The 13,378-nt window shown below is 33.5% G+C and carries 15 protein-coding genes; 8 read left to right on the top strand and 7 right to left on the bottom strand.

Features of this window, described 5'->3' with window-relative positions; all coding sequences use genetic code 11:
* Complete coding sequence (locus SJY43_RS03935) at positions 1–762, top strand: LytR/AlgR family response regulator transcription factor (RefSeq protein ID WP_396602541.1); 762 nt, start codon at positions 1–3, stop codon at positions 760–762.
* Between the two features lie 33 nt (positions 763–795).
* Here the strand turns inward: SJY43_RS03935 and SJY43_RS03930 are convergent, their stop codons facing one another.
* Positions 796–1,893 carry a TolB family protein gene (locus SJY43_RS03930; protein WP_396602540.1) on the bottom strand — a complete coding sequence of 366 codons (1,098 nt, stop codon included), beginning with the start codon at positions 1,891–1,893 and terminating at the stop codon, positions 796–798.
* Between the two features lie 54 nt (positions 1,894–1,947).
* Between SJY43_RS03930 and SJY43_RS03925 the strand changes: the two genes are divergently transcribed.
* Together SJY43_RS03925 and SJY43_RS03920 are read left to right on the top strand one after the other, a co-directional pair.
* A complete protein-coding gene (locus SJY43_RS03925) occupies positions 1,948–3,171 on the top strand; it encodes a M28 family peptidase (RefSeq protein WP_396602539.1) in 1,224 nt (407 codons plus the stop codon).
* Positions 3,172–3,179: 8 nt separating this feature from the next.
* The gene (locus SJY43_RS03920; RefSeq protein WP_396602538.1) at positions 3,180–3,578 is read left to right on the top strand and encodes a DUF4345 domain-containing protein; all 399 of its coding nucleotides are present in this window, start codon (positions 3,180–3,182) and stop codon (positions 3,576–3,578) included.
* On the opposite strand, the gene SJY43_RS03915 is transcribed toward SJY43_RS03920, so the two are convergent.
* Genes SJY43_RS03915 through SJY43_RS03905 form a run of 3 tightly spaced genes read right to left on the bottom strand, consistent with a single transcriptional unit; the run spans position 3,549 to position 5,365 of the window.
* On the bottom strand, positions 3,549–3,752 hold the full coding sequence (locus SJY43_RS03915) for a hypothetical protein (RefSeq protein WP_396602537.1): 204 nt from the start codon (positions 3,750–3,752) through the stop codon (positions 3,549–3,551). The genes SJY43_RS03920 and SJY43_RS03915 overlap by 30 nt on opposite strands.
* Before the next feature lie 12 nt (positions 3,753–3,764).
* The gene (locus SJY43_RS03910) at positions 3,765–3,974 is read right to left on the bottom strand and encodes a hypothetical protein (protein WP_396602536.1); all 210 of its coding nucleotides are present in this window, start codon (positions 3,972–3,974) and stop codon (positions 3,765–3,767) included.
* Positions 3,974–5,365 (bottom strand): radical SAM protein, encoded by a 1,392-nt coding sequence (locus tag SJY43_RS03905; protein WP_396602535.1) that lies wholly within the window; start codon positions 5,363–5,365, stop codon positions 3,974–3,976. Before SJY43_RS03905 ends, SJY43_RS03910 begins: the two co-directional genes overlap by 1 nt.
* Before the next feature lie 322 nt (positions 5,366–5,687).
* Here SJY43_RS03905 and SJY43_RS03900 point away from each other — a divergent pair, with 322 nt between their 5' ends.
* Complete coding sequence (locus SJY43_RS03900; protein WP_396601757.1) at positions 5,688–6,695, top strand: IS110 family transposase; 1,008 nt, start codon at positions 5,688–5,690, stop codon at positions 6,693–6,695.
* Positions 6,696–6,742: 47 nt separating this feature from the next.
* Here the strand turns inward: SJY43_RS03900 and SJY43_RS03895 are convergent, their stop codons facing one another.
* Positions 6,743–7,480: a prolipoprotein diacylglyceryl transferase gene (locus tag SJY43_RS03895; protein ID WP_396602534.1), complete on the bottom strand. Its 738-nt coding sequence runs from the start codon at positions 7,478–7,480 to the stop codon at positions 6,743–6,745.
* 59 nt (positions 7,481–7,539) lie between these two features.
* Here SJY43_RS03895 and SJY43_RS03890 point away from each other — a divergent pair, with 59 nt between their 5' ends.
* The 4 genes from SJY43_RS03890 to SJY43_RS03875 all read left to right on the top strand — a co-directional run bounded on the left by SJY43_RS03890 (position 7,540) and on the right by SJY43_RS03875 (position 11,560).
* Positions 7,540–8,673: a T9SS type A sorting domain-containing protein gene (locus SJY43_RS03890; protein WP_396602533.1), complete on the top strand. Its 1,134-nt coding sequence runs from the start codon at positions 7,540–7,542 to the stop codon at positions 8,671–8,673.
* A gap of 70 nt (positions 8,674–8,743) precedes the next feature.
* Positions 8,744–9,394: a hypothetical protein gene (locus tag SJY43_RS03885; RefSeq protein ID WP_396602532.1), complete on the top strand. Its 651-nt coding sequence runs from the start codon at positions 8,744–8,746 to the stop codon at positions 9,392–9,394.
* 4 nt (positions 9,395–9,398) lie between these two features.
* Positions 9,399–10,394 carry a tRNA dihydrouridine synthase DusB gene (gene dusB / locus SJY43_RS03880; protein WP_396602531.1) on the top strand — a complete coding sequence of 332 codons (996 nt, stop codon included), beginning with the start codon at positions 9,399–9,401 and terminating at the stop codon, positions 10,392–10,394.
* Between the two features lie 38 nt (positions 10,395–10,432).
* Positions 10,433–11,560: a C1 family peptidase gene (locus SJY43_RS03875; RefSeq protein WP_396602530.1), complete on the top strand. Its 1,128-nt coding sequence runs from the start codon at positions 10,433–10,435 to the stop codon at positions 11,558–11,560.
* Between the two features lie 167 nt (positions 11,561–11,727).
* Here the strand turns inward: SJY43_RS03875 and SJY43_RS03870 are convergent, their stop codons facing one another.
* Together SJY43_RS03870 and rbfA are read right to left on the bottom strand one after the other, a co-directional pair.
* Positions 11,728–12,933 carry an FtsX-like permease family protein gene (locus SJY43_RS03870; protein WP_396602529.1) on the bottom strand — a complete coding sequence of 402 codons (1,206 nt, stop codon included), beginning with the start codon at positions 12,931–12,933 and terminating at the stop codon, positions 11,728–11,730.
* An 8-nt stretch (positions 12,934–12,941) separates the two neighbouring features.
* Positions 12,942–13,346 carry a 30S ribosome-binding factor RbfA gene (gene rbfA / locus SJY43_RS03865; protein WP_396602528.1) on the bottom strand — a complete coding sequence of 135 codons (405 nt, stop codon included), beginning with the start codon at positions 13,344–13,346 and terminating at the stop codon, positions 12,942–12,944.
* Positions 13,347–13,378: the final 32 nt, after the last annotated feature.

Raw genomic sequence — 13,378 nt, 5'->3', positions numbered from 1 at the left:
ATGACTAGTACTTATACAACCATCATTATAGACGATGAAGCTCCTGCAAGATTAGGTTTAGAAAACTTGCTTAAAGTATTCCCTGAAACGTTTCATGTTATAGACACAGCCCAAAATGTAACCGAAGCTAAAGAAAAAATAGAACGCTTAAATCCAGATATTATCTTTTTAGATATTGAAATGCCCGCGCAAACTGGGTTTGATTTATTAGCGCAATTAAAAACAATACCTATTGTGGTGTTTTGTACCGCTTATAACCAATATGCTTTAGAAGCATTTGAAACCAATAGTATTGATTATTTAGTAAAACCCGTAAAATTAGAGCGTTTGCAAAAAACAGTAGAAAAACTAAAAACCTTTACTCAAAGTAAATCTTCAGAAGAAATTCTATCTATTTTAAAGGATATTTCGAGTAAAAAAGCGGTTAAAAAAATGACCTCGATAACCGTTAAGAAAAACGACAAGCTCATTTTTATAAAATTAGAAGACATCGCTTTTTTTGAAGCCAATAATAATTATACAACTATAAATTGTGAGGCTGGAAACTACCTAAGTACAGAGCCTATATCAGCTTTAGAAAATAAATTAGCCGATAACTTTTTACGCATCCACCGCGGTATTATTATCAATAAAGACTACGTAAATAACATTCAAAAATATTTTAATAGTAGGTATGTCATTACCCTAAACAATAAAAAGCAATCTAGCCTAACTTCTGGAAGGAGTTATAATGAAGCTATTAAAAATTGGATTTCTACTTAGAATTATGTCAAAATCTAAGTGTTTGTGTTAAAACTAATCCTGCCACTCAGCAATAAAAAGATTAGTGTCTCTTCCACCTCCATTATTCCTATTCGATGAGAATGCTAAATACTTACCATCGTTTGAAAATACTGGAAAGGCATCAAACGTTTCACTATGTGTTACACGTTCTAAATTTTTACCATCAATATCAATAAGGTACAAATTAAACGGAAAGCCACGTTCTGATTCAAAATTAGAGGAGAATAAAATCTTTTTTCCCGAAGGATGAAAAAACGGACTCCAATTAGCGTTTCCTAAATCTGTTAATTGGCGTAAATCACTACCATCTGCATTACAAATATAAAGTTCCATATCTGTTGGTTCAACTAAACCTTCAGCTAATAAGTCTTTGTATTCTTTTATTTCTTTTTCTGTTTTTGGACGTGAAGAACGGAATATGATTTTTGTACCATCGGGCGAAAAGAATGCGCCACCATCATAACCTAATTCATCTGTAATTTGTTTTACATCGCTGCCATCAAGATTCATTGTGTATAATTCTAAATCGCCACTTCTGGTAGAGGTAAATACAATTTTATCACCTTTAGGTGATACTGTTGGTTCGGCATCATAGCCTTTTTCATGGGTTAGTTGGTTCACTATATTACCTTCTAAATCGGCTACAAAAATGTCGAACGTATCATAAACTGGCCAAATGTATTTTCCGTTTTTACGTAGTGGTGTATCAGGACATTTTTCATCACCTAAATGTGTTGAGGCATAAATAATGTGTTTGTTATCAGGTAAAAAATAAGAACAAGTTGTACGTCCTTTTCCTGTGGATACCATGGGCGGAACTTTATCTTTAAAAGTCTCATCAATATTCATTAAAAACATTTGATCACAATCAACGCTCCAGCCTTTGTTATTAGATTGAAATACTAATTGTTTATCATCAAAACTCCAATACGCCTCGGCATTGTCTCCACCAAAGGTGATTTGTCTTATAGATTTAAAGTGCTTTTCTGCTGGAAAAATAAGCGAGTCTTTAACAGCTTCAACTTGTTTGTTATCTTTAATAACATTCTTTTTTTCGTTCTTACATGCAAAAACAATTAAAACTAAAGCAATAAGGTAAATCCGATTCATTCTAAGTTATTTATAAGTAATGATTAAATTTGTGTAAAATTAATATTTATAACCATGAAATACATAATAGCGCTTCTTTTTTTAGTTTTTCTAAATTCATGTAAAAAGGAAACTTTAAAACCAGTTACCATAAAAGAGGATGTTACATTCCTTTCTGATGATGCTTTGGAAGGCAGACAAACGGGTACTGATGGTGAAAAAACTGCTGCAAAATATATTGCAAACCGATTTAAAATTTTAGGGTTAGAAGGCAAAGGAACAAACAACTATTTCCAAACGTTTACATTTAAGCCTAAAACAAACCCGCATCAAAAAGTAAACTATACTGTTAAAGATGGCGATAGCACCATTACTGGAACAAATGTTTTAGGATTTATAAATAATAATGCCGAAAACACTATTATTATTGGAGCACATTATGATCATTTAGGTTATGGTGCCGAGGGCTCTTTACATAGGGGTGAAAAAGCAATTCATAATGGCGCTGATGATAATGCTAGTGGAGTTTCCGTAATGTTAAACTTAGCGGAAAAATTAAACGGAAAATACACGAATAACAACTATTTATTTATGGCATTTTCTGGTGAGGAAATGGGTTTGTTAGGTTCTAACTATTTTGTAAAAAACCCAACAATAGATACCAAGAAAGCAAATTACATGATTAATATGGATATGGTAGGCAGATTAAAAGCAGATAGTACACTTGCCGTTTATGGTGTAGGTACATCTCCCATATTAAAACAAACCTTGAAAGCGCATAATAGTAATTTCAAATTAATTCAAAAAGAATCCGGTATTGGTCCGAGCGATCATACATCTTTTTATAATGCTGATATTCCCGTATTACATTTTTTTACTGGTCAGCATGAGGATTATCATAAACCAAGTGATGATTTTGAAAAGTTAAACTATGAAGGCATGAAAACCATTTCCAATTATATTTTTGAGGTTATATCAGACTTAGATGATAATGGAAAATTACCTTTTAGAAAAACCAAAAATGAAAGCGAAGAAACACCAAGATTTAAAGTTGGTTTAGGAGTTATTCCAGATTATCTGTTTGATGGTAAAGGCATGCGAATTGATGGGATTAGTGAGGATAAACCTGCGCAAAAAGCAGGCTTACAAAAAGGAGATATTGTTGTTAAATTAGGTGATAGTGCGGTTGTAGATATGATGAGCTACATGAAGGTTTTAGCAACATTCGAAAAAGGTAACACAACAAAAGTAGTGGTTGATAGAAAAGGCGAAATGGTTGAAGCAGAAATTAACTTCTAGTAAAACGAATGATTAAAACCAAACAGGATTTCATAAATAAAATACACTTAATTATTTCGGTTTTAATCGTCGTACCAGTATCTTTTGTATATGGTTTTAATCCGGGTTCGCAATTTGATATTCACCTAAATACGATAGATGAGCATAATTTTTTTAAAGCTATTATGGGCTTGTATTTGGGGTTTTCTGCCCTATGGGTTTTAGGAATATTTAAAGCAAATTATCTTAAAATTGCCTTAATTACAAACCTAATTTTTATGCTGGGTTTAGGTTTTGGAAGAGTATTGAGTTTATTACTTGATGGCACACCAACTTTTGGATATGTTTTTGGAACCTTTGCCGAATTATTTTTAGCTTTTTATGGGCTATGGGTTTTATCACGCCATCATACTACCACAAATACCTAAACTAACAAGAACATAAATAGTAGCTAGAATAAACAACACTTTTGCTGCTTTTTTATTCCTTTTAAGCACAGCAAAACCAATAATTGCAAGTAAAATAGCAGGTCCAAACATAATGGCTATAATTAAGTATATTAAACCATCTAAATTCATGTTAGGGCTAAGTAGTAATATCATTGTTTATGTTTTTTAAATCATTAATGCACCACAAACTCCCAAACCAATAATAGCATATGTAGCGACTATAATTAGTATAATGTTTGAGGCTTTTTTTCTTTTGGCACGAATAGCAATACCAAATATTAATAAAAGTATTGGTATACCGAAAGCAACAAAAAGGAATACTAAAATTGCTAAACCGTAATTATTGTTGGGGCCATCAAGTAATAAACTATGCATCACATCTCATTTCTAAGTTCTTCTAATCGCGCTTTTTTATCATCTCTATAAAATAAATTCATGGTTTCAAAAGGGATAATTTTATTGTCTTTATCCACTATATGCACACAAGATTTTTTAATAGCTCGCACGTCAAAATTATAAGCATCAATAAATTGCATAATAATAATACGAAATAAATTATCGTAACCCAAGTTTGGTGCGTCTATATTTGGTAAGCAACACATAATGCTTTTTAGGTTTTCTTCGGCAACCTCAACAGAATTTCCGGTACTGAATAGCTCAATCATTTTATCTTGCAATTGCGAATCTTGCTCGTAAATAATGGTGTTTTTGCTGTTGTCTAATAAATCATTTGGGTTAATATATCGCGTTAACGGGAACACGTCGTCTTCAAGTTTTAAGGCGTAACCCATAACCAAAGCATCTGGATTACATGGTACGGGTAACAAATCGTCCGGATTAAAAATATCGGTTTGTTCCATTATTTTTCTGCGCACTTCGGTAAGTGTCATTCTATCTGTTTCTGGGTTAAAATTATCTAAACGTCCAGCAATTTGTGTAGGTTGTAGTGTTACTCCTCGCACACATTTTTGCTTTAAAGCATAATCTATAATTTTTCCAATTTCGCCATCATTCAAACCTTTTTGCAAGGTAACCACCAAAGTTGTAGACAAGTTTACAGCATTCAAATTTTCAATCGCTTGCTTGCGTATGTCATTCAAATCGGCACCGCGAAGTTCTCGTAACACGCTATTTTCAAAAGAGTCAAATTGTAAATAAATTTCAAAATCTGGAGCATAGGTTTTTAGTCGTTCCGCGAAAGCGATATCTTTTGCAATTTTAATCCCGTTAGTATTTAACATTAAATGCCTAATGGGTAACGATTTTGCATAATCCATAATCTCCCAAAACTGCGGATGTATAGTGGGTTCTCCTCCCGAAATTTGTACCACATCTGGCTCTTTCTCGTTCCTAACAATGGTGTCTAACATCGCTTTAACCTCATCTAAGGTTCTATGTCTGCCATACGTTGGGGACGAGCCTGCATAACAGGTTGGGCACGTTAAATTACAACGGTCTGTAACCTCAACAACGGTTAAGCAAGAGTGCTGTTCGTGGTCTGGGCACAACCCACAATCGTAAGGGCAACCATAATGTGTTTGTGTGTTAAACTTGTATGGCGTCTCGCTAGGTTTATTGTAGTTTCTAATGTTTTTATAGTATTCAATATCATCAGCAATTAACACCTTCGAGTTTCCGTGTTCATTACAACGCTTTAACATGTAAACATTACCATTCTCAAACACAATTTTAGCATCAACACGTTTTAAACACTCAGGACATAAACTTAATGTAAAATCGTAATATGTATAATTTCTAACAGGCATATTTAAGTTTTTTTAATGTTTTGGGCGTTACCACAAGGGTCGGGCTTTCTGTTACAAGTCCTCGCACCTCCTATGGTCGGGCTGTGGGCTATCCACTACAATCCCTAACCTTTAGTTTGCATAAAGAATAATACACTAAATTTATTCAAAGGAAAACAGAGGTGAACTACATCCCTAACTAAGTTAGTCTTATGCTGCGTATTAGTCCTCTGTTTTCTCCTTAGAATTTAAGTTGAAAAGCTTCAAATAGAATAGTAGACGTCAGAGGTCTAATAAAGGTTATAAAGCGATTCAACATTTTTTAAAAACTTAATATAAAATTATGAAAAATTATTCATTTCATGTTGGCATTGACATCTCAAAATTAAAATTAGATGTGGTTATAGTAGATAAAACAAATCCCATGTCATTGGAACATTTCGTTGTTACGAACAACACCAAAGGTTTAAAGCGAATGCTTACAGTTTTAAAAAAAAGAAAAATAGATTTAGAAAGTACCCTGTTCTGTTTTGAAAACACAGGTGTTTACACATTTCCTTTAAGCTGTTTTTGTTTTGAAAATGAGTTTGATTATTGGATTGTTCCAGCGGTAGAGATTAAGCGATCTAAAGGCATATCAAGAGGTAAAAGTGATAAGTCTGATGCTAAGGATATCGCTTTTTATAGCATTCGCAATATAGATAAGCTACAACTATCAAGTGTACCAGAGAAATCAATCCAGCAGTTAAAATTACTTTTTACTGAGCGCGAGAAAATCAAGAAATCCCTTTTACTATTTGGTTCAACTAGAGAAAATAAAGGGTATACGTCGTTAGATGTTTATAAAACAGTAGAGATTCAGAACAAGAAAACAATTAAATTTCTTAAAGCGAGCTTAAAAGTTATAGATGCTAAGATGCGTGAACTTGTAAAGCAAGAGCCTAAATTAAAACGTCAATTTGAGCTTATAAAAAGTATTAAAGGTGTTGGCGAGAAAACGGCTATTTATTTTATAATAGCAACTAAAGGGTTTAAGGTCTTTGACTCGGCTAGAAAACTAGCCTGTTATGCAGGAGTTGCACCTTTTGAGTACAGCTCAGGCTCAAGTATTAGAGGAGGTACTAAAGTTAATCATATGGCAGACAAAACAATGAAGTCTTTACTTCAAATGTGCGCCTTATCAGCCGTAAAGCATGATGCACAATTAAAAGCTTATTACTTAAGAAAACAAGATGAGGGGAAAAATAAAATGTTGGTTCTAAATAATGTGAGATGTAAAATTATAGGTCGAATTTTTGCTGTAATTAATAGAGATTCTCCTTTTGTAGACACTTATAAATTTGTCGCATGATTTTTAACGAAAACTATTTGTTTTCTATCATAGAATACGCGGGTTTATCAGTTAAATTTCAAGCTTACAATTGTTTTCCTATAATACAGCAAACAAATTATACATAATATTTGAATGCTACTTAAACCAAACACATAAAAAACATTTGGTTTTAAAAATTCTATAAAAAAGCGGAACGCGAAATACAATATCATAAACCATTTAAACAATTCGCCATTTTTAAGATGTTTAGTATTTTTTATCCACTTTAAGCAAAAGAACAAAACAACTAAAAAGACGAGTTCATATAGTGATGTGGGGTGTCTTAAAACACCATCACCCAAATCCATACCAAAAACCGAAGAAGTTTCATAACCATAAGTAAACTCATTTATTCCCGATAGAAAACAACCAACTCTACCAATAAAAATGCCTAGAATAATAGGAAACGTAAACAAATCGCCAGACGACCGTGTTTCACCAATACGGTTTTTTACAAACTCCACACCCAGTAAACCACCAAACAAACCACCCATTATGGTTTTTGTATTTAATAGTTGGATTATATTTTCTTGAGAAAAGGCAATCATTGGGTTTTCTAAAAACCCAACCAAACGCGACCCAATCAAAGCGCCTAAAGCAGCACCAAGAATAATGGATAGCCTGTTATTTGATGAAATAACATCTGTACTTCTTTTACGTAAATAGACATAATATCTAAACGCTATAAAAAAGGCTAGATACTCTAAAACCAAATGAATATTTATGTTATAACCGAATAATTGAGGCTCGAATGGTATTTTCAAAAGCTTATTTTTTTATAAATATATGCGATTTTATGGTACATTTGGAGCTTTTAGCACTAATGAGAACTATAATTTTATTTCCATTCTTTCTTTTAAACGTTTTTGCTGCTTTCGCGCAAATTAGTAACGTAAATGAAGAATTTTTGTTACCATCCAGTTTAACCGAATCCTCAGGCGTAATATATTTTAATAACAAACTTATAACCCATAATGATTCTGGTGGTGAAAACAAGCTTTACGAAGTAGACGTCAATACCGAACAAGTTGCCCGAACTGTTACTATAAGTAATGCCACAAATGTAGATTGGGAAGATATAACACAAGACGACACCTCTATTTATATTGGCGATATTGGTAATAATAATGGTAACCGAACCAATTTAAAAATCTATAAAATTAGTAAAGCGGATTATATTATTTCTACAACTATCACGGCAGAAGTAATAGAATATAGCTATTCTGATCAAACCGATTTTACATCAAACTCAAATAATACTATTTGGGATGCAGAGGCCTTTGTGTCTTTTGATTCTAATAACTTAATACTCTTTACTAAAAACTGGGTAGATGGTGTTACAAAGGCTTATATAATTCCTAAAACACCTGGTACACATGTAGTAAACGCGGAACCTACAACATTAAATAGCAACGGACTTATTACTGGTGGAACGTATAACCCAGCAACAGGAAAACTATATTTGGTAGGTTATACTAATGTTCTTCAACCCTTTGTTTGGGATTGCGAAGATTTTAATACAGCCGATGTGTTTTCAGGAACTAATACTCAAACTCAGTTATCAACTTTAGGTCAAGAACAAGCGGAATCAATTACTTTCATTGATGATAATAACTATTATATAACTTCAGAATCTTTTTCATTTACTGCTGGAGGTTTTATGTTTTCAGACAATGCTAAACTTATTTCATTTACTACAAATGATGAGGTTTTAGCAAATACCAATAATAAAGCGGCTAGTAATTTAACATTGTTTCCTAACCCGGTAACACAAGTTTTAAATCTAAAAAGTAATGAAGGATTTAGGTCGGTAGAAATATATAATTCTCAATTCAAGCAACTTTATAGAGGGCAAGAAAGCACGATCAATTTAACCTCATTTAGTCCTGGATTTTATTTTGTAAAAGTGCAACTAAACACAAATACATTCGTATTTAAAAAGTTTATAAAACAATAGGTGATTTTCAAAGTTGTGTTGTTTTAATACTTCATTGTATATTTGCGGCCAATTAATTTAATTAAAAGTTATGTTTAAAAAACCGTTTGCACTCCTTTTGGTGCTTTTTGTTATGAGTTCTTGCTGGAAAGACAAAAGCCCAGAAGATTTAATTCGTTTAAAAGATAAATTTAAATCTCAAGTATCTACTTTTGAAAGTAAAAAAGAGGTCGCTAATAAAAATGTAACTAAAGGATTAACATCTTTGGCCGCTTTAAAATCTGCTTTAGAAGATGCAAAAAACGAAGACAAAGAGTTTGCTAAAGTATATGGCGATTGGGAAAAAGTAAACAAGCGTGTAAATAACTTAAACAAAGAGTACGAAGATTTAAAAACAAAAGCAGCAAACCTATTTACTGCTATGGAAACTCAAACCAATAGTTTAAGTGACGAAAAAAGTAGAAACACGCTTTTAAAAGCAATTAATAAAGCTAAAACAAAGTACAACGGTACGTTAGCGAATACTTCTGAAGCTATTGGTAAACTAAGACTTTTACATAACGATGCTGTCGAGGTTGTTAAAGCACTTGAAGTTGCTGCTGCATTAAATTCATTCGATTCTATAAACGGACAAATGAAAAGTATTGAAGACCGAGTAGACGGTATTATGCAAGAACTTAACGTTGCTGTTGTAGAAAGCAAGAAGCTTTACGAGAAAAAAATCACAGAATTAGGCGAATAATATTTTGGTAAAGATAGACAACATAGAACTTCCAGATTTCCCATTGCTTTTAGCTCCTATGGAAGATGTTAGCGATCCACCGTTTCGTGCATTGTGTAAGGAGCAAGGAGCCGATGTTGTGTATACCGAGTTTGTTTCTAGCGAAGGTTTAATTCGTAATGCTGCAAAAAGTGTTATGAAGCTCGATATTTACGAGAAAGAACGACCTGTTGGCATCCAAATTTTCGGGGCCAATTTAGATAGCATGTTGCAAACTATTGATATTGTAGCAGAATCTAAGCCAGATATTATCGATATTAATTTTGGTTGTCCAGTTAAAAAAGTAGTAAGCAAAGGTGCAGGCGCAGGTATTTTAAAAGATATCTGTTTAATGGAGCAACTTACTGCCGAAATGGTAAAGCGAACCAACATTCCTATAACCGTAAAAACCCGTTTAGGCTGGGACGATAGCTCTATACGCATTGTAGAAGTGGCAGAACGTTTACAAGATGTAGGTTGTAAAGCCATAGCTATACATGGTAGAACCCGCGCACAAATGTATAAAGGTGATGCCAATTGGAAGCCAATTGCACAAGTAAAAAACAACCCACGCATGCATATTCCTGTGTTTGGAAACGGTGATGTTACATCTCCAGAGCGTGCTATGGAAATGCGAGACGATTACGGTTTAGATGGTTGTATGATTGGTCGCGCATCCATTGGTAACCCATGGTTTTTTAAACAGGTAAAACATTTTTTTAAAACAGGCGAACATTTAGCACCCATTTCTTTAGAAGAGCGTGTTGAGGCGGCACGACGTCACTTACAAATGTCAATTGACTGGAAAGGAGAAGTTTTAGGTGTTTTTGAAACCAGAAGGCATTACACCAATTATTTTAAAGGCATTCCTCATTTTAAAGAGTACCGCATGAAAATGGTAACTTCAGACCATTCCGAAGATGTTTTTGCAGCCTTCGATGAGGTTCTAGAAAAATTTGCAGGACACCAATTTACGGAATAGTTGTATTTTTAAACAAGAATTAATTCAATACAGTTCTCATGTTTAAAAATTCATTTCTATTTTTCGTAACTCTATTTTCATTAACTACTATCAACGCTCAAGAGCCTTATAAGTTTAAAGAGCTTATCAATTTAGAGGCTACAGAAGTTATCAGTCAAGGTCGAACGGGTACCTGTTGGAGTTTTTCAAGTACATCTTTTTTAGAGTCTGAAATTATCAGGTTAACAGGAAAACAAATAGACCTATCCGAAATGTATACGGTGCGAAATACGTATCCAAAAAAAGCTGAAAACTTTGTAATGCGACAAGGGAAGGCGCAATTTAGCGAAGGCGGATTAGCGCACGATGTGCTTAACTCGGTTGCAGAATACGGATTGGTTCCTAATACAGCTTTTAGCGGTTTACTAGATAACGAAATCACCCATAATCATGCAGAATTAGTTGCGGTACTTAAAAGTATGGTGGAAACCTATGTAGACAACCCAGGTAAAAAACTGAGTAAGAAATGGAAAACTGCTATAGACGCAGTTCTTTCGGTATATTTAGGCAATAACACGACTTCTTTTAATTACGAAGGAAATAACTATACACCACAGTCTTTTTTAGAACTAACTAAGATAAACCCATCAAATTACGTAAGTATGACGTCATTTATGCAGTCGCCATTCTATTCTCAATTCATCCTGAATATTCCCGATAATTGGAGTAATGGCAGTTTTTATAATGTTCCTTTAAATGAGATGATGGCAACCATTGATAATGCTTTAGAAAACGGATTTACTGTGGAGTTAGATTGTGATGTGAGTGAGTCTACTTTTTCGTCTAAAAATGGTGTTGCAATAATCCCAGAATCGTCTATTAATAATAAAAAAGCGCTAGAAGCTATTTACCCAGAAAAGAAAGTTACCCAACAGTATCGTCAAGATGAGTTTGAAAATTTCACCACAACCGATGATCATTTAATGCATATAACGGGTTTACTAAAAGATCAAAATGGCACAAAATACTATAAGGTAAAAAATAGCTGGGGCACAGATTCATCTAGAAATGCTAATGGAGGCTATGTATTTTTTAGCGAAAGCTATATGCGCTTAAAAGCCATTAGTATTACAGTTCATAAAGATGCTGTTTCTAAGGTTATTGCAAAAAAGCTAAGTTTAAATTAAGAAGTGATTTTAGCAAGTATACCCCGCGATAAGCCTGCCTGCCGACAGGCAGGGATTGAGGCATTTTTTGAAGCTTTCCGACGTAGGAGGGAGCCCTTCGACTTCGCTCAGGATAAACTCTTGCGGAAAGCCTGACCCGATTTTTTTTCGGGGATCGCCCAAATAGGTTATATACTTTGTACTAAAGCTTTTGTAATTCTAGCCGAAGCAATTTTTGAAGCCACAATGCCCAAAACTGAAATGGTTAAAAATACGATTATGAAGTTTTCAAACTTTATGGTTATTGGATAGGCTAGTGTTGGGGTTATCATGACTAAACTGAATGTTTTTTGAAGCGCAGTAATTAGTAAGGCAACGCCCAGCCCTATTAAACCACCAATAACACTCATTAAACTACCTTGATAGAAGAATATTTTCCGGATGTCTTTTACGGTGGCTCCTATGTTAAATAACGTATTTAGGCTTCTTTTTTTGTCGAGTATCATCATAATCAAAGACCCTATTACGTTGAAAAAGGCTATGATTAACACAAGTGTAAATATGAGATAGACTGCTAAATTTTCGGTGTTTAACATTTTATAAAGCGCATCATTTAGTTGTGCTCTATTTTTTAAGATGACTTTGTTTCCTAAAACAGCTTTAATTTGGGTTTTAGCTTCGTTTTCATCTACACCATTTTTGAGCTTGAATTCTATGGATGTAATTTGATTAGGCTCGTAGTTTAGTAGATTTTTTGCCAAGTCTATAGGTGCATAAACGTAAGTATCGTTTAACTCTTCATTAATAAAAAATACGCCAACACTAATAGCATTCATACTACTAAATGCGCTTTGAATTGATGATATTGCGCCTTTTCCTGGTTTTGGAACATAAACTGTTATTGGTTTTGTGAAGTTTAAAATGCCAAGTGATAAGCTGTTGGAAATACCCCAACCCATAACAAGTTGATTGGATTTTTGCTCTAACCAATTGCCATGATCTAAAGTAGAATCTATGGCTACTACATTGTTAAAATGTTCGTCTACTCCTTTTAAAGTGACTATAGTATTTTTTTCACTAGATCGGATTCCAACTCGTTCTTCTATTATTTTTGAGTAATAGGCTATGTCTTGTAAATTGTTGAGTTTATTGGCTTCGTCTTGCGTGAGAAGAAACGATTTCCCTATGGCGGTTTCGGCTTTTAAATCAGGATCAACTTGACTTGAAAATTGCAGGGTAAAATCTTTTAATCCTGCAAAACCAGAAAGCACAATAAATAATGAAGCAGAACCTAAAACAACACCAATTATAGCTATATAGGTGATAAAATTAATAGCATTGTTAGAGCTCTTAGAGCGTAAATAACGTTTTGCTATGTGTAAAGGGAAACTCAATTATAAAATTAAGATTTTTTTCTTTTGTCTAAAATTGAAGGATCTTTAATTGGGTTTTCTTTTCCTTTTAAAGATTTTTCTATTTGGTCGATATACTCTAAAGAATCATCAATAAAAAACTCTAAATTAGGCATTCTTCTAAGTTGATTTTTGGTACGTTGCGCTAATTCATGACGAATTAAAGGTGTGTTAGATTTTATACCTTCAAGTAATTCTTTGCCTTTATTGTTTGGAAAAATGCTTAAATACACTTTAGCAACACCTAAATCTACAGTTACTTTTACTTTAGTTACCGAGATTAAAACACCGCGCATGCCGCCATCTGTAGCAGCTCTTTGTAATACATCAACTAAATCGGTTTGTAAAACAGACCCTATTTTTTTTTGTCTTTGACTTTCCTCTATATCACTCATTTATATATACCTATTAAAGGTTAAGATTGCAA

The organism is Algibacter sp. R77976, assembly GCF_044594645.1.
Taxonomy (GTDB): Bacteria; Bacteroidota; Bacteroidia; order Flavobacteriales; family Flavobacteriaceae; genus Algibacter_B.
This window is presented reverse-complemented; position numbering and strand designations above follow the sequence as displayed.

Coding starts and splice junctions, on each gene's coding strand:
- SJY43_RS03935 (WP_396602541.1), top strand. CDS start 1: ATGACTAGTACTTATACAACCATCATTATAGACGATGAAGCTCCTGCA.
- SJY43_RS03930 (WP_396602540.1), bottom strand. CDS start 1,893: ATGAATCGGATTTACCTTATTGCTTTAGTTTTAATTGTTTTTGCATGT.
- SJY43_RS03925 (WP_396602539.1), top strand. CDS start 1,948: ATGAAATACATAATAGCGCTTCTTTTTTTAGTTTTTCTAAATTCATGT.
- SJY43_RS03920 (WP_396602538.1), top strand. CDS start 3,180: ATGATTAAAACCAAACAGGATTTCATAAATAAAATACACTTAATTATT.
- SJY43_RS03915 (WP_396602537.1), bottom strand. CDS start 3,752: ATGATATTACTACTTAGCCCTAACATGAATTTAGATGGTTTAATATAC.
- SJY43_RS03910 (WP_396602536.1), bottom strand. CDS start 3,974: ATGCATAGTTTATTACTTGATGGCCCCAACAATAATTACGGTTTAGCA.
- SJY43_RS03905 (WP_396602535.1), bottom strand. CDS start 5,365: ATGCCTGTTAGAAATTATACATATTACGATTTTACATTAAGTTTATGT.
- SJY43_RS03900 (WP_396601757.1), top strand. CDS start 5,688: ATGAAAAATTATTCATTTCATGTTGGCATTGACATCTCAAAATTAAAA.
- SJY43_RS03890 (WP_396602533.1), top strand. CDS start 7,540: ATGAGAACTATAATTTTATTTCCATTCTTTCTTTTAAACGTTTTTGCT.
- SJY43_RS03885 (WP_396602532.1), top strand. CDS start 8,744: ATGTTTAAAAAACCGTTTGCACTCCTTTTGGTGCTTTTTGTTATGAGT.
- SJY43_RS03875 (WP_396602530.1), top strand. CDS start 10,433: ATGTTTAAAAATTCATTTCTATTTTTCGTAACTCTATTTTCATTAACT.
- rbfA (WP_396602528.1), bottom strand. CDS start 13,346: ATGAGTGATATAGAGGAAAGTCAAAGACAAAAAAAAATAGGGTCTGTT.